This is a genomic window from Streptomyces sp. NPDC051109, from assembly GCF_044455885.1.
GTDB lineage: Bacteria > Actinomycetota > Actinomycetes > Streptomycetales > Streptomycetaceae > Streptomyces.
Genome location: NZ_JBITFF010000001.1, coordinates 422,550 through 438,112, shown reverse-complemented (window position 1 = coordinate 438,112; position 15,563 = coordinate 422,550). Strand labels below are relative to the sequence as shown.

At 74.9% G+C, this 15,563-nt stretch carries 12 protein-coding genes and 1 pseudogene; 5 read left to right on the top strand and 8 right to left on the bottom strand.

Features of this window, described 5'->3' with window-relative positions:
• Positions 1-20: 20 nt before the first annotated feature.
• Positions 21-767: a maleylpyruvate isomerase family mycothiol-dependent enzyme gene (locus tag ACIBAD_RS01835; RefSeq protein WP_398903699.1), complete on the bottom strand. Its 747-nt coding sequence runs from the start codon at positions 765-767 to the stop codon at positions 21-23.
• Positions 768-815: 48 nt separating this feature from the next.
• Here ACIBAD_RS01835 and ACIBAD_RS01830 point away from each other — a divergent pair, with 48 nt between their 5' ends.
• The gene (locus tag ACIBAD_RS01830) at positions 816-1,523 is read left to right on the top strand and encodes an alpha-ketoglutarate-dependent dioxygenase AlkB (protein ID WP_134068186.1); all 708 of its coding nucleotides are present in this window, start codon (positions 816-818) and stop codon (positions 1,521-1,523) included.
• 44 nt (positions 1,524-1,567) lie between these two features.
• A complete protein-coding gene (locus ACIBAD_RS01825) occupies positions 1,568-2,905 on the top strand; it encodes an ROK family protein (RefSeq protein WP_398903697.1) in 1,338 nt (445 codons plus the stop codon).
• A 162-nt stretch (positions 2,906-3,067) separates the two neighbouring features.
• Here ACIBAD_RS01825 and ACIBAD_RS01820 read toward each other — a convergent pair whose 3' ends face one another.
• Complete coding sequence (locus ACIBAD_RS01820) at positions 3,068-3,592, bottom strand: ATP-binding protein (RefSeq protein ID WP_134068185.1); 525 nt, start codon at positions 3,590-3,592, stop codon at positions 3,068-3,070.
• Between the two features lie 198 nt (positions 3,593-3,790).
• Here ACIBAD_RS01820 and ACIBAD_RS01815 point away from each other — a divergent pair, with 198 nt between their 5' ends.
• A complete protein-coding gene (locus ACIBAD_RS01815; RefSeq protein ID WP_398903695.1) occupies positions 3,791-4,927 on the top strand; it encodes a PLP-dependent cysteine synthase family protein in 1,137 nt (378 codons plus the stop codon).
• A 67-nt stretch (positions 4,928-4,994) separates the two neighbouring features.
• On the opposite strand, the gene ACIBAD_RS01810 is transcribed toward ACIBAD_RS01815, so the two are convergent.
• Complete coding sequence (locus ACIBAD_RS01810; RefSeq protein WP_134068183.1) at positions 4,995-5,489, bottom strand: SRPBCC family protein; 495 nt, start codon at positions 5,487-5,489, stop codon at positions 4,995-4,997.
• Positions 5,490-5,694: 205 nt separating this feature from the next.
• Between ACIBAD_RS01810 and ACIBAD_RS01805 the strand changes: the two genes are divergently transcribed.
• Positions 5,695-8,217 (top strand): hypothetical protein, encoded by a 2,523-nt coding sequence (locus ACIBAD_RS01805; RefSeq protein WP_398903693.1) that lies wholly within the window; start codon positions 5,695-5,697, stop codon positions 8,215-8,217.
• Here ACIBAD_RS01805 and ACIBAD_RS01800 read toward each other — a convergent pair.
• The 5 genes from ACIBAD_RS01800 to ACIBAD_RS01780 all read right to left on the bottom strand — a co-directional run bounded on the left by ACIBAD_RS01800 (position 8,141) and on the right by ACIBAD_RS01780 (position 14,506).
• Positions 8,141-10,618 carry a right-handed parallel beta-helix repeat-containing protein gene (locus ACIBAD_RS01800; protein WP_398903691.1) on the bottom strand — a complete coding sequence of 826 codons (2,478 nt, stop codon included), beginning with the start codon at positions 10,616-10,618 and terminating at the stop codon, positions 8,141-8,143. The genes ACIBAD_RS01805 and ACIBAD_RS01800 overlap by 77 nt on opposite strands.
• 132 nt (positions 10,619-10,750) lie before the next feature.
• A complete protein-coding gene (locus ACIBAD_RS01795) occupies positions 10,751-11,362 on the bottom strand; it encodes a hypothetical protein (protein WP_134068181.1) in 612 nt (203 codons plus the stop codon).
• 283 nt (positions 11,363-11,645) lie between these two features.
• Positions 11,646-12,470, bottom strand: coding sequence for an MOSC N-terminal beta barrel domain-containing protein (locus tag ACIBAD_RS01790; RefSeq protein ID WP_134068180.1), 825 nt, complete (start codon positions 12,468-12,470; stop codon positions 11,646-11,648).
• Between the two features lie 86 nt (positions 12,471-12,556).
• Entirely contained in the window at positions 12,557-13,078 is a 522-nt protein-coding gene (locus ACIBAD_RS01785; protein WP_398903689.1) for a DUF6643 family protein, read from the bottom strand.
• A 258-nt stretch (positions 13,079-13,336) separates the two neighbouring features.
• Positions 13,337-14,506 carry a glycosyltransferase gene (locus ACIBAD_RS01780; RefSeq protein WP_398903687.1) on the bottom strand — a complete coding sequence of 390 codons (1,170 nt, stop codon included), beginning with the start codon at positions 14,504-14,506 and terminating at the stop codon, positions 13,337-13,339.
• Between the two features lie 292 nt (positions 14,507-14,798).
• On the opposite strand from ACIBAD_RS01780, the pseudogene ACIBAD_RS01775 reads away from it, so the two are divergent.
• Positions 14,799-15,563: pseudogene (locus ACIBAD_RS01775) on the top strand (glutamate racemase); the annotation flags it as partial.

Below are 15,563 nucleotides of genomic sequence, written 5' to 3'. Positions count from 1 at the left end.
CCCCGCCCCCGGAATCCCCCTCAGCCGATGCCGGCCGTCTCGGCCCACTGCCGCGCCAGCGACTCGTCCCCGGTCACTGCCGGGCCCATCAGCGGCAGCCGGTTCCACAGCGCCGCGTACAGCCACGACGCCGTCCCGATCACCTCGCAGTCGACGGGGTCGCCCGTGTCGCCCGACACCGTGCGGGGCGGTTCCGGCGACAGGTGTACGGTCCACACCGCGCCCGTGTCGGCGGCGCGGACCCGCAGCGTCCGCGGCTCCTCCGTCCGCATCCGGCTGCGCGGCCGCGCGTGGAAGCCGGTCAGCAGCTCGTCCACCCCGTCCTCGGCGAACTCGGGTGCCACCGGCGAGTAGGCCACGCCGAGCGCCGCCTCCGCGTCCATCCGGTGCACGGCGGTCTCGTGCGCCTGCCGGCGCGCCCAGAACGCCAGCGGCGACGGCGCGGCCGTCGGCAGGAACGTCCAGCACTGCACGTCGGCCGGAGCCTCGGCCAGCGTCCGCACGAGGGCCTCGTGTCCCTCCCGGTACCAGGCCAGCAGTTCGGCGCCGACCAGCTCCGGCGCGTCCGGGAACGGGCCCGGCTCCACGACCGCGTCCCTGACGTACGCCGCGGCCCACCGGTGCACCGCGCCCGTGTGCCGCAGCAGATCGGCGACCCGCCACCCGGGACAGGTGGGCACGGGGGCCTCCGTACCCGCCCGCTCGGCCGTGTCGGCGAGCAACTCGCCTTCCTGCGCGAGCGTCTCCACATACTCCGAGATCTTCATGCGGGCAGTGTCGCACCGGCCACCGACAATGCCGGTGAGAATGGAGCCATGGACGGCGAACTCTTCCCGCGCGAGCGGACCGAGGTCACCCCCGGCGCCGTGCACGTGCCCGACTGGCTCGGGCCGGGGCGCCAGCGGGAGCTGCTCGCCGCCTGCCGCGCCTGGGCCCGCCCGCCCGCGGGCCTGCGCACCGTACGGACACCCGGCGGCGGGACGATGACCGCGCGGCAGGTGTGCCTGGGGCTGCACTGGTATCCGTACGGGTACGCCCGCACGGCCGTGGACGGCGACGGGGCCCCGGTCAAGCCGATGCCCGGCTGGCTCGCGGAGCTGGGGCGGGAGGCGGTGGCGGCGGCGTACGGCGGCCCGTCGCCGGCCGCGGAGGGGAACGACGACGCGGCAGCGGCACTGGCCTCGGTCCCGTACGCCTACGACATCGCGCTGATCAACTTCTACGACGGCGACTCCCGCATGGGTATGCACCGGGACGCCGAGGAGAAGTCGGGGGCTCCGGTGGTCTCCCTCAGCCTCGGCGACACCTGCGTCTTCCGCTTCGGCAACACCGCCTCGCGCGGCCGCCCGTACCAGGACGTCCGGCTGCGCAGCGGCGACCTGTTCGTCTTCGGCGGCCCGGCCCGGCTGGCCTATCACGGGGTGCCGAAGGTCCTGCCCGGCACCGCCCCGCCCGGGCTCGGGCTGACGGGACGGCTGAACATCACCCTGCGGGTCGGCGGCCTCGGAGCGGCCCCCGACTGATCGGCGGCGCCGCGCACACCGCCGATCATGCGAGGATCGCTGTCATGAACGGCAACGGGGCCCCGCCGCGGGTGGGGGATGTGTCCGCGGTGTCCGCGCTGTCCGCAGCGTCTTCGGCGTCGGCGGCCGAATCTGCGTCTTCGGCTGCGTCCTCGGCGGGGGCCTCGGCCGGCTCCTCGGCGAGGACCAAGCTGGAGCGGGGCCGCGGCGCACTCGGCCCGGCGCTGGAGCTCGTCCACACGGGCCGGGCCCCGACCCGCGCCGTCCTGACCGCCGAGCTCGGTGTCACCCGCGCCACGGCCGGGGCGGTCGCCGCCGAGCTGGAGGCGCTCGGCCTGATCCGCGTCGACTCCCGCCCGGGCGGCGCGGGAGGCACCCAGGGCCGCCCCTCGCACCGGCTCTCCATCGACGAGAACGGCCCCGTGGCGCTGGCCGCGCAGGTGCACTCCGACGGGTTCCGGGCCGCGCTGGTCGGCCTCGGGGGCCGGATCGTGGCCACCGCCCCCGGCAAGGTCACCGTCTCCGCGGACCCGGCCCAGGTGCTCGGCGAGGTCGTCGCGGCGGGCGCGGCGCTGCTCGCCGAGACCGGCCGGCGCTGCATCGGGGCGGGGCTCGCGGTGCCGTCGGCGGTGGCGGAGCCGGAGGGCACGGCGCTGAACCCGCTGCACCTGGCCTGGCCGGCCGGGTCTCCCGTACGGGACATCTTCACGGAGTGCGTGAAAGCGGCCGGGATCGACGGCCCGGCCCTGACCGGGAACGACGTCAACCTCGCCGCGCTCGCCGAGCACCGGCACGGTGCGGGCCGCAGCGCCCAGCACCTGCTGTGCGTGGCCACCGGCCACCGCGGGGTCGGCGGCGCGCTCGTACTGGACGGCCGCCTGCACAGCGGGAGTTCGGGGCTGGCACTGGAGGTCGGCCACCTCACGGTGAACCCGGAGGGCCGGCCCTGCCACTGCGGCAGCCGCGGCTGCCTGGACGTGGAGGCGGATCCGCTGGCCTTCCTGACCGCGGCGGGCCGTACCCCCGGCCCGGAGGTGTCGCTGCTCCAGCAGGCCCGCGACCTGCTGCGCGAGGAGTACGCGGAGCCGGCGGTACGGGCGGCCGCCGAGGAGCTCATCGACCGCCTGGGCCTGGGCCTCGCGGGGCTGGTCAACATCCTCAACCCGGACCGGATCATCCTGGGCGGGCTGCACCGGGAGCTGCTGAACGCGGACCCGGAGCGGCTGCGCGCGGTGGTCGCGGACCGCAGCCTGTGGGGCCGCAGCGGGGGAGTCCCGATCCTGCCCTGCACCCTGGACCACAACAGCCTGGTGGGCGCCGCGGAACTGGCCTGGCAGCCGGTCCTGGACGACCCCCTGGGCGCGCTGGGGGCGGCAGCCTAGGCTGTCCGCGTCCCCGTGCTCGCCGCCGGGCCACGCCCGCCGCCGGGTGCAGATACGTGCCGGGGGACCCGGCCCGGGGCTCGCCGCCGGGTCGGCGACAGGCCCGTCGCACCCCGGCAGCGCCGGTGCCGCCGGAGCGCGGGGTGCGGCGCCGGGGTACCCCTACCCGGGCCTGGCGCCGACCGAGGCCGCCACCGGCACGGCCGTCGGGACGGTGCCCGGGTCCACCGAGACCACCACCACCGGCGCGGGCTCCCGTACGGGCTTGGTTCCGCCGGCGACCGGGGCGGCGCGCAGCGAGAACCACACCACCTTGCCGGGGCCGTCCTCCTGGTTCCGCGCCCCCCAGGCCTCGCTGACGGCCGCGACCAGGGCGAGCCCGCGCCCGCAGGTCTCCAGCGCGTCCGCGGCCGCCTCCCGCAGGACGGGAAGGCGCGGATCGCTGTCGTACACCGAGACCGTGAGCCGCCCCAGCCGCAGCTCGATCTCGACCGTGCACGTCTTGTCCGGCTGCGCATGGCGGTGGACGTTGCTGAGCAGCTCCGTCACGCCGAGCGCAGCCCGGTCTATGAGCGGATCGAGCTGCCAGTGGCGCAATTGCGCCGAAACGATCCTCCGGATCTGTCCGATCCGGGACGGCAAGGCCTGCAGTTCGACGACGCAGTGCCTGCGGGAATGACTGATCACGGCTGCGACTCCCCGACATGAGTGTTACGGGTGCTGCACCCTCGGTAATGCTCCACCAGGGTCACCCACGGTGCCCGTGTATGCAACCGAACGCGATCGAAAGCGATCCGCATGGATACCCAAAGTGACTGTTTGCGCAGGTGAGGGAGGTACATTGCGAAAGCAGGGGGCGAACAGACGCACGAAGGAGCAAGGCGCATGAGCACCACCCGTACCTCCGGTACGACGGCTACGACAATCGACGTCGACCGTAGCGACGCGGACTACCGCGCCTGGCTGAAGGAGGCCGTCCGCAAGGTCCAGGCCGATGCCAACCGTTCCGCCGACACCCACCTGCTGCGCTTCCCGCTCCCCGAGGAATGGGGCATCGACCTCTACCTCAAGGACGAGTCCACGCACCCGACCGGCTCCCTCAAGCACCGCCTCGCGCGCTCGCTCTTCCTCTACGCGCTGTGCAACGGCTGGATCCGCCCCGGGCGCCCGGTCATCGAGGCGTCGTCCGGCTCGACCGCCGTCTCCGAGGCGTACTTCGCGAAGCTGATCGGCGTTCCGTTCATCGCCGTCATGCCGCGTACGACCAGCCCGGAGAAGTGCCGGCTCATCGAATTCCACGGCGGTGAATGCCACTTCGTGGACGACTCGATGAAGATGTACGAGGAGTCCGCGGAGCTCGCCGCCCGCACGGGCGGGCACTACATGGACCAGTTCACGTACGCGGAGCGGGCGACGGACTGGCGCGGCAACAACAACATCGCGGAATCGATGTACCAGCAGCTGCGGTTGGAGCGCTACCCCGAGCCGGCGTGGATCGTGGCGACGGCGGGTACGGGCGGTACGTCCGCGACCATCGCCCGCTACGTGCACTACATGCAGCACGACACCCGGGTGTGCGTCCCGGACCCGGAGAACTCCTGCTTCTTCGACGGCTGGACCAGCAACGACCCGCATGCGAGCAGCGATTGCGGCTCGCGCATCGAGGGCATCGGGCGGCCGCGGATGGAGCCGAGCTTCGTGCCCGGAGCCATCGACCGCATGATGAAGGTCCCCGACGCGGCGAGCGTCGCCGCCTGTCGCGCCCTCGAACAGGCCATCGGCCGCAAGGCGGGCGGCTCGACGGGGACGGGCGTGTGGAGCGCGTTGAAGATCATCTCGGAGATGGTCGCCGAGGGCCGCAGGGGCAGCGTGGTCACCCTGCTGTGCGACCCGGGCGACCGCTACCTGGACAAGTACTACTCGGACGAGTGGCTGGCCGCGCAGGGCCTGGACATCGCCCCGTACGCGCAGACCCTCGAAACCCTGCTGGCGACCGGCGTCTGGCGCGAACCGGCGGCCTGATCCGGCGACCGCACCGGCGACCGCGCCGGCGGCCCGACCGATCGGGCGCCGCCCATGAGGGGCCGCGTCACTGACCGGCCGGGCGGTGGGACGTCAGGCGGGCGTCCAGGGCCCGGACCGCCGACCGGAAAGAGTGCCCCAGGAGCGGACGGGCTGCGGTGAGGGCGAGCCGGAGCGGCGCCGGGCCGTCCACCGCGAAGGTCCAGCGGACGAGGGTGCCGGAGCCGGGGTGGGCGGGGGTCAGCCGCCACTCCTCCAACAGGGCCCGGATCCCGGGGGCGTTGGTCTCGTCGACCCGGTACGCGTAGCGCCGCTCCGGGTCCGCCGCCATGACGGTCTCCTCGAAGCGGGTCCCGCCGACCAGCCGGACCTCCCGGCCCGCGCCGCCGTGCGTCGGCCGGGCCCGGGTCACCGCACCGAACCACCGCGGCCACCCCTCCACGTCCTCGGCAAGGGCCCGGTACACGGCCTCGGGCCCCGCCGCCGTCCGCGCGGTGAAGCGCAGGCGGGTCGGGGCGTCCTCGATGAAGTCCAGCCCCACCGGGCGGAGTCGGCGAGCCATGGCGGTCCCTCCTGGGGGTGAGCAGTGGAACATGCGTCCGCGTACCCTATCTGTCGGATCGTCAGATGTCCGCCGCCCGGCTGCCGTCCGGGAGGCCCGTGCGTGAGCCGGGGGGCGAAGGTCGCCCGGACAGGCCCTAGGCAGGGGGTTCGGGGCGCGGGATCCTGGCGAGTGCACTGATCCCGCCCCGCGAGCGGAGGCCGTCGTGCCGGAGAACCCCCCGCCTCCCCAGCCCCTGCATCCCCTGGCCCTCGAACTCCGCGTGCACGGAGTCCACGGCGCACCCCCCGGCGAACTGCTCGGCGATCCGCGGACCGTGCGGATCACCGGGGACTCCACCGCCGCCGTGTTCCGGCGCGCCTCGGACGCCGACGCCGAAGCCCACCCCGAGCGGTACGCCGGCCGCCCCGTGGTCGAGGCGTACTGCTGGTCCCGGCTCACCTCCGGCAACGGCTCCCGCGCCCTGTGGCTGCTGCTCCTGCCCTTCATGGTGGTCAACCTCGCGCACTGGGCCCGGCCGGCCGCGCCCGCCACCGGTCCGGCGCCGTGCGCGGTGCGCACGTACGGCGTCCTCGTACGGATCCTCGCGCTCAGCCTCACCCTGCTGCTGATCGCTGCCGCCTGTGAGGTCGCGCTCGACCTCTTCGCCTGGCAGTGCGCGGGATCCGGTGCCTGCACCGGCTCCCGGTCCTGGCCCGGGTTCCTGAAGCCGGGCGGCTGGTGGGGCCAGCCGGGGCGGCGACTCGGACTCGGCGCGCTGGTCCCGGCCGCACTGACGGGGCTGCTGTGGTTCCTGTCGAACCGTACGTGGAGCGCGTACGAGTCCCAGACCCCGCCGGCCGACACCGCCCTCCAAGCCGCCGGACCGGACGGCGCGCCCGCACTCGGCCGGCCCGGATTCTGGTACGGGCGGCGCATCGTGGCCCGGCTGCGCGCCGCCCACACCGCCGCCGGGCTGCTGATCGTCGCGGCAGCCGTCGCCGCGCCCACCGCCCGCTACGACCGCCGCGCCGGCGGCCCCGTACTCGAAGCGCTCGGCTGGGCGGTGGAGGCGGCGCTCGCCGCCGGGGCCGTCGCCGTCGCCTGGGTCGTCTGCCGGCGCGGCCGCACCGAGGACCGCCCCGACCACCGCCTCGACCGTGCCGCCATCACCCTGCTGCCCGGCTCCGCCCTCGCGCTGCTGGCCGCCGTGCTGCTCTACGCCGGCTGGTCGCGCCCCGGGTGGACCTCCACCGGGCGGCTCCCCGGCGACTTCGCGTTCGGCGTGCTCATGCTCGGCCAGGGGTGCTGCGTCCTGCTGCTCGCCGCCGTCGCCGTCCGCCTGTACCGCCTGGCCCCCGATCCGGCGACCGCCCTGTACGGGCTCGGCGGCCCCGCCATCGCCATGCTCGGCTGCGCCCTCGGCGGGGTGATGTCCGGCGGGGTCGCCCAGCGGGTCGCCGACTGGCTGGACGGCGGGGCCTCCCCCTCGGCGGCCGGGGCGCCGATGCCCTCCCCGCCCGTGCTGCTGTCCTGGCAGGCGGCCGTACTGCCCCCGCTGCTCCTCGTACTGGCCCTGCTCGCGGCCTGGTTCGCCGTACGCGGAGTCCTCGCGCGGAGCCGACTCGCCGCCGGGGTGGCCGCCGAGTACCCGGGGGAGCCGCCCGACGAGAACCGCAGCCGCCGGATCGCCGGGGCCCGGGCCGCCGCCGCGCTCACCGACTCCGCGCCCTGGTTCGTGGCCGCCGTCTCCGGGATCACCCTGCTGCTCGGCGCGGGCGCCCTCGCCGGAGCCTGGCTCAGCGGGCAGGTCCCCGGTGCGGCGGTCCGCGGCGCCCACCCGCTGCTGGAGACCGCCGCCCGTGCGGCGCAGGACGCCGGGTCCTGGCTGATAGGACTCGGCGTCGCCGCGTTCGTCGCCTGGGGCCGCCGCGCCTACCGGGACCCCGCCGCCCGCCGCACCATCGGCGTGCTGTGGGACGTCGGCACCTTCTGGCCGCGCGCCGCCCACCCGTTCGCGCCGCCCTGCTACGCCGAGCGCGCCGTCCCCGACCTGACCTGGCGGATGACCGGCTGGACCGGCCGCACCGGCGGCCGCCTGGTCATCTCCGGCCACTCGCAGGGCAGCGTCCTCGCGGCCGCCGCCGTCTGGCAGCTGCCGCCGCAGGTCCGCCGCCGCGTCGCGCTGCTCACGTACGGCTCCCCGCTCCGGCGGCTCTACGGGCGCTGGTTCCCGGCGTACTTCGGCTCGGGCCCGCTCGCCGCACTCCACGCCGACGTCGACTGCTGGCGCAACCTCTGGCGAGCCACCGACCCCATCGGCGGCCCGGTCCTCCCACCGGCGGACACCGCACCGGCAGGTCCCGCCGCCCCGCCGGGCGCAGGCCCCGCCGGCTCCGTCGACCGGGGGCCGCTGGCCGATCCGCTCGCCTACGGGCGCAGCACCCGTCACCCGCTGCCCGCGCCGATCCTCGGCCACTTCGACTACCAGGCCGACCCGGCTTTCGCCGCCGAGCGCGATGCCCTCCTGGCGCGGCTGGCCGGACCGGCCCGCCGCGCACGGTCCCGGCCGACCGGGCTCGACGCCACGCCGGGCTCGGACTCCGCAGCCGCCCCGCCGGTCCCACCAGCCACACCGGCTCGGGCCAACCCGGCCGTACCCGGCCCCCGGGTCAGCAAGGCGTCGGCATCACCGGAAGGGTCGGAAGGGTCGGAAGGGTCGGGAGATCCTCCGGGAACAGGAGGGTGAGCTCGTCCGTGTCCGGGTCAGAGAGCTGTGCCACCCGGCCGGCATGGCGCTCGACCATCGACTCGAAGGTCTGCCGCGCCGTGCGGCCGTTGCCGAACGCCGGCCCCTTGGGCAGCTCCGTGAAGTACGCCAGAAGCGCCTTCGCGGTGCCCTCCCCGAGCCGGTACTCGTGCTCCTCCGCCTGCTGCTCCACGATCCGCAGCAGTTCCTCCGGGCCGTAGTCCCCGAACGTGATGGTCCGCGAGAACCGCGAGGCCACACCCGGATTGACGGTCAGGAACCGGTCCATCTCCGCCGTGTACCCGGCGACGATCACCACGACCGCGTCCCGATGGTCCTCCATCAGCTTCACCAGGGTGTCGATCGCCTCCCGCCCGAAGTCCCGCCCGGAGTCCTCCGGAGCCAGCGCGTACGCCTCGTCGATGAACAGCACCCCGCCGCGCGCCCGGTCGAACGCCTCCTGGGTCCGGATCGCCGTGGAACCGATGTGCTCGCCGACCAGGTCCACCCGGGAGACCTCGACCAGGTGACCGCGCTCCAGGACCCCGAGGGAGGCCAGGATCTCCCCGTAGAGCCGGGCCACCGTCGTCTTGCCCGTGCCGGGATTGCCGGTGAACACCAGATGGCGGCGCACCGAGGCGGCCTTGAGGCCCGCCTGCTGCCGCCGGCGGCCCACCTCGATCATGTCGGTCAGCGCCCGCACCTCGCGCTTGACGCTGTCCAGGCCCACCAGCCCGTCGAGCTGCCCCAGCACGTCGCCGGAGCCGCGCGACGCCCCCGGCGCCTCCCGGTCCGCCTCCTCGGCGAGCCGCGGAGCCGGCACCTGCGCCGCCTCGACCGCCGGTCCCCGGACCGTGCCGACCGTACGGATCCCCGCGCGCTCACCGGCCGGTGCCCCGGCGCCGGCCCCCGCGGACCGGGCGGCGAGCCGCGACCCGGACTCGTCGCTGGTGCAGTCCTCGGCGACCGGGCCGTCCTCCGCGAACTCGTAGCCCCCGCGCGCGCAGCGCTCGGTGTGGCAGCGGGCCAGCGTGGTGCGGCAGCCGTCGATGACGTGGAAGCCGAAGCCGGAACTGCCCGTCACGCGGCAGGACTGGAAGCTCCCGCGGCCGCCCGCCGACACGTAGAACCCCGCTTCGGAGGGGGAGCTGACCGTGCACCGCTCCAGCGCGGGATCGGCACCCTTGGTGACGATCACCCCCGTCTGGACCGCGTCGATCGTGCAGTTCGCGAGGGTGCCGCCGCTGCCGTGGTCGCGGAACCAGGCCCCCGTCGCCGCCTCCCGGATCCTGCAGTCGTCGACCTGCGCCGTGGCCCCGTCGCTCACCGAGACGGCCGTGTTGCGGACCTGGGAGAGATCGCTGTCGACCACGTCGGCGCGCGAGCCCCGGTCCAGGACGAACACTGCGTCCGGTACGTCGTGCACCCGGCAGGAGCTCAGCGAGGCGGTGGCCCCGTCGCTGATCCACACCGCCGGATAGTCGCCCGTACTGTCGTGGATCTCGCAGGAGTCGGCATCCACCCGGGTCCCCGGATCCCACACCGACAGGCCGTTGCGGCCGAACCGGCGTACGGTGGTGCGGCTGAGCGTGAGCACCGAACGGGAGCGCAGGTCCACCGCGTTCTCCGGGATGTCGTGGATGTCGCAGCCGGCGAGCGTGAGCACCGCGTCCGTGTCGAGGGTGACGCCGTCCGTCGAAGTGCGGTGCACCGAGCAGTCGGTGAGGCGGGCCGCCGCACGCGCGGCGATCTGCACGCCCGTGCCCTTGATCTCGTACACCTCGCAGCCCAGTGCCTCCAGGCCCGAACCCTCGCCGGTGACCGCGATTCCCGCACCCGAGGCATGGTGGATCCGGCAGCGCTCCAGGCGCGGCCGCCCGCCGCCGCGGACGGAGACCCCGGTCTGCCCGGCGGCCACCACCTCGCAGTCCTCGAACACCCCGCCGCCGCCGTCCAGCACGGCGATCCCGACGCCCGCCGGGTTCTCCACCGTGCACCGCCGCACCAGGGGCCGGGCCCCACCGCGCACCTCGATCCCCGCCGCGGACCGGGTGCTCACCCGCAGGTCGGTGAGCTCGGGCGAACCCTCCTCGACCAGCAGCGCGGGCGCCGCCCGGTCCTGCCCCTCCAGGTGCAGGTCCTGGACGACGGCCGAGGCGCGCACCGTCAGCGCGACCCCGTCGAGCGGGGCGATCCGCACCGACCCCACCGAGCCCTCCGGCCCGCGCAGGGTCACGGCATGGTCGAGCACCAGGTTTTCCCGGTAGGTGCCGGGGGCGACGGTCAGCACGTCCCCGTCGCCCGCGACGGCGAGCGCGGCGGCCAGCGTCGGATACTCACCGGAGCGGCGCCGCCAGCGCGAAGACCCGCCGTACGTCACCTGGACCGTGCCCTGTGCCATGGTGCTGTCGTGCCCCCGCCCTCGTGCTCGTGCCATCGAAGCGACTGAAACCACCGCCGCAGCCCACCGCCTGGGCGGCGACCGACTCTGGCCGCTCCACCGTAGCGCGCGCGGAGCCGGTGAGATGCCAGGTCAGCTGCCCGCGCCCGCCCGGCCCCAGTCCGGCCCCGCCGCCGCCCACGCACGGTCCAGCCGTATGTACCGACGATGCATGAGCCTTCGTACGACGAGCCGGCGGACCGTCTCCACCAGCGCGGCCGCGCCGAGGGCTGCGGCCAGGCCCACCACCGCGGCGTGCACGCTCGCCGAGGCCGCGTCGAGGGGACGCCCCACGAGCCGGCCCTGTGTATCGGTCCATATCCGGAACCGGTCGCCCGCCTGCGGTGGTTCCTCCGCGGCCGGCACCGTGCCCTGGTGGCTGCTGCCGTCGGGCGCCGTCCAGGACGCCACGATCTGCGTGCGCTGCGGGGTCTGCCGCTGCGCCGACGGATCGGCCTGCGTCCCCGCGGGCGGCTCCGCGGCGGGCCGGACCACCACCGCCGGCACGAGGTACCGCTCCTGCCGCTGTTCGCGCACGGCCCGCTGCAGCGTGCCGTCCACCTCCAGGCCCGCGACCGTGCCGACGGCCGGAGCCACCAGCAACACGCACACCAGAGCGGCGAACGCCACCCATGCCTCGAAGAGATCAGTCGGACGGCGCAGTGGATTGCGCCGCCAACGCCACACACCCGTTGCTGTCCACACGGTCCGGCACCCCCTTTGCCTCCGTCTGCCTGCGGTCCAAGCCTCCCGCACCCCCGGGCAACGCGCATTCCGGGACGCGCGGCAGCCGTGTCACCCGATCCGGTGCATGAAGTCCTGCACGCGTGGCTCAGTCGTGGCCGTGGTCACAGCCGCTGCCGAGCCCGCTCGCGCACCTTCCCGTCACAGCCGTCGAAATGCACAACGGCCCGCTCACGGTGCTTGGTTCCACTGTTTCCCCACAGCCCCCCGAAGGTGTCATTCCGAGGGCCCGCCGCCGCCCCGCTCACTCCAGGACGCGGACCTCGTCGCCCACCCGCACCGTCCCCGTCCGCACCGGCACCAGCTGCCGTCCGAAGGCCAGCGACTTGCCGATCCGCCGGTGCCGGGCCAGGGTCTTGAGGGGCTCCTTGCCGCGCTCCGCCGTCGCCTGGTCGGTGGTCGTGACGATGCACCGCCCGCACTCCCGGGCCCCGCGGAAGACGGCGTCGCCGATCGCTATGCGCCGCCAGCCGTCCTCCGCCCACGCCTCGGCGCCGGCGACCACCACGTTGGGGCGGAACCGGTTCATCGGCAGCGGACCCTCCTCGGGATGGTCCCCCCGCGCGATCAGAGAGTTGAGCGCGTCCAGCGACGCGAGGGTCGTGAGCAGCACCGGATAGCCGTCGGCGAGGCTCACCGTCTCGCCCGGCAGCGCGTACTGCGGGTCGACGGGCCGCCGTACGGCAGGGTCGTCCATGTGCACCAGCCGCGCCGGGACCCCGAGATAGGCGCTGAACCAGTCGGCCGCGGCGCTCGCGGCGACCACGGTCTCGACCTTCTTGCCGAACAGGGTGACGGGCTCCAGCAGACCCGGCTCCGGCACCTCCACGACCAGGTCGGCCATGCCGGGCGCCGACAGCGCGACAGCGCCGCCCCCCAGCGGACGCGCCGCAGCCAACGCCAGCCGGGGCTGCTGGCGTTGGGTGATGACCGTGCCCTCGGTGTCGACCAGTGCCCACCGCCGGTCCCCGGACAGGCCCCAGGGCTCCACGGCCATCTCGTCGGGAGCTGTCCCCGCTACCGACTTGACGGGATGGATGTGGAGCGCCTGGACGTACAAGTTCGACATGGGAGCATCCTGCCAGGAGCCCCCGCGCCCGCCCTAGCGGGCGTCCCCGGATCCGTCAGTACCGGATCCTGTCAGTACCGGATCCGTCAGTAGCCGCGCCCCTGGTACGGGCGGCCGTACGGGTCCTCGTACGCAGCGGCCGGAACCGGAGCCGGAACCTGCATCGGACGCGGTGCGGCCGGACGCATCGCCTCGTACCCGGTGCCCGCGGCCACCGGCCGGGGCTGCTGCGGCTGGGCCTGCTGCATGTAGCCCGCGCGGGCCAGGCCCGGCTGCTGCTGCGGGATGTACGGAGCGGGCGCCTGCTGCAGGGGCATCGGAGCGGGTGCCGCCTGCTGCTGGTACGGGTACCCGTACGCCGGGGCTTGCTGCTGCTGCGGCATGGCCGGGGGCAGCGCGGCCGGCAGGGCGGGCAGCGAGGAGGCGAGGGCGGGGAGGTACCCGCCGCTCGAATAGCCGGAGCTGGGGGAGTCGTACGCGGCCGGAACGCGGATCGGGGCGATCTGCGGGGTGCCGCGTTCGGCGACGAGGGAGTCGTAGATGGGGGTGTCCGGGAAGGAGGGCGCGGAGTAGTAACCGCCGCCATAAGTGGAGCGGGGGGAGGTCATGGGACCTAAGTTAAGCCCACGACTTCACCGGGTCCATAGCGAGGTGTGACGAACGCCGCGCTGACCTGCATATTCGCAGGTCAGGGCCACACCCTTCACTTCTTGTTCACGTGCACGTTTTCGCCACTTCCGCCCCGAGTTGCTCCTACTCGTGCTCACCGGTTGGCTGTTGCACCGACTTGGCGCTGACGTAGCGTCACAACGCGGTGACCTGGGATGACATCGGTATCGGGGGTGGTCGGGGGCGGCTTTTTCGTTTCAGGCGTCACTCGGGCGGGCATAGGTTCGGCCCTTCCACGCCGCGCCGCGGCCCCGGTAGTGCTGAACGGCCGAGTCGACGGTCATCAGGAGGTACAGGAGGGCCGTGAGCGGAAGGAGCGGCGCGAGTGTCGAGGGCTGCCGGTAGTAGCGCAGCATCGGCAGGTAGGTGCCCGCCATCAGCAGCCAGGCGAGCCCGCCCGTCCACGCGGTGGCGGAGTGCCCGGTCGCCAGTCCGGTGAGGAGGGCGGCCGGGGGGACCAGGTAGACGAGCACGAGCCCGGCCACCGTCCCGGCCAGCAGCAGCGGCTGGTGGCGCAGTTGCGCGTACGCGCTGCGCGAGACCATCCGCCACAGGTCCCCGAGCGCGGGGTACGGGCGCACGCTGTCCACCCGCTCCGCGAGCCCCAGCCAGATCCGGCCGCCCGAGCGCCGGACGGCGCGCGCGAGGGAGACGTCGTCGATGACGGCGTGCCGGATCGAGTCCGGCACGCCGGCCCGTACGGCGGCCCCGGTGCGCAGCAGGACGCAGCCGCCGGCCGCGGCGGCGGTCCGGCCGGTCGGGCGGTTGATCCGGCGGAAGGGGTAGAGCTGTGCGAAGAAGTACACGAAGGCCGGTACGACGAGCCTCTCCCAGAGACTGACGGCACGCAGGCGGGCCATCTGCGAGACGAGGTCGAGCTCGGCGGTGGTCGCCGCCGCGACCAGCTCGCGGAGGCTGTCGGGCTCGTGCGCGATGTCGGCGTCGGTGAGGAGGAGGTATTCGGGCTCGGTGGCGTGGGCGGTCCGGGCGAGCGCGATGCCGTGGCGCAGCGCCCACAGCTTCCCGGTCCAGCCGGGTTCCGGCTCGCCGGGGGACGTGAGGGTGAGGGGCAGTCCGGGGTGCGCCCGGGCGAGCCGCAGGGCGAGGTCGCCGGTGCCGTCGGTACTGCCGTCGTCGACCAGGATCACCTCGGCTTCTCCGGGATAGTCCTGGGCGATGAGCGAGGGCAGGCTGTACGGCAGCACCTCGGCCTCGTCCCGGGCCGGGACCACGATGGCGACGGACGGCCACCGGCCGGGGGCGCTGCGCGGCGGGAGCCGCACGTCGGTCCGCCAGAACATGCCCTGGGCGAAGGTGAGCCAGATCCAGGCGGCGAGGGAGGCGCAGGAGGCGCAGAGAAGGCCCATGCGGGCAGTGTGCCGAAGACGGAGGTGGGTGTCGTGGATTTGGCCGGTGCGGTGCGGGACGGGCCGGCGGTGTGCCGGCCAGCGGTGCGGGGGCGAACGGTGCGGGACGGGCCGGCAGTGCGGGGACGAACGGTGCGGGACGGGCCGGCAGCGCGGGGGCGGCGCGGGGCGGTGCGGGGCGGCGGTACGGGCGGTGCGGGCGGTGGGGTGGGATGGCCGTGGGGGTGGGCTCGGGCTCCGTCGGGGCGGGGTCGGCGGGCCCCGGGGGGTGGGCTTCCCTTAAGGTGACCAGGTGAAGATCGCCCTCATGGACTCCGGAATCGGCCTCCTCGCGGCGGCCGCCGCGATGCGGCGGCTGCGGCCCGACGTCGATCTGGTCCTCTCCTCCGACCCCGTCGGCATGCCCTGGGGACCTCGTACGCCCGCCGATCTGACCGCTCGGGCCCTCGGTGTGGCCCGGGCCGCGGCCGGCCACGGGCCGGACGCCTTGATCGTGGCCTGCAACACCGCCAGCGTGCACGCCCTGCCCGCCCTCCGGGCCGAGCTCGAACCCGGGATCCCGGTGATCGGGACCGTGCCGGCGATCAAGCCCGCCGCCGCCCCGGGCGGGCGCGTGGCCATCTGGGCCACCCCCGCCACCACCGGCAGCCCCTACCAGCGCGGGCTGATCCGTGACTTCGCCGCCGGGGCCCGGGTCACCGAGGTGCCCTGCCCGGGACTCGCCGACGCCGTCGAGGCGGGGGACGACGCCGCCATCGCGGCGACCGTTGCCGCAGCCGCCGCGCTGACCCCGCCCGACGTCACCGACGTCGTCCTCGGCTGCACCCACTACGAGCTCGTCGAGGCGTCCGTCCGGGCCGCCCTGGCCGAGCGGACCGGCGGCGCCGGACTCCGCTTCCACGGCTCCGCCGAGGCCGTCGCCGTACAGGCACTGCGCCGTCTCGGCGCCCTCCCCGAACCGGGCCTGCCCCGCACCGGCACCCTGACCGTCCTGCTCAGCGGGGAGGAGGGCGCGCTCCCGGCCGCCGCGCTCGGGTACGCCGAGGGGCGGCTGCTC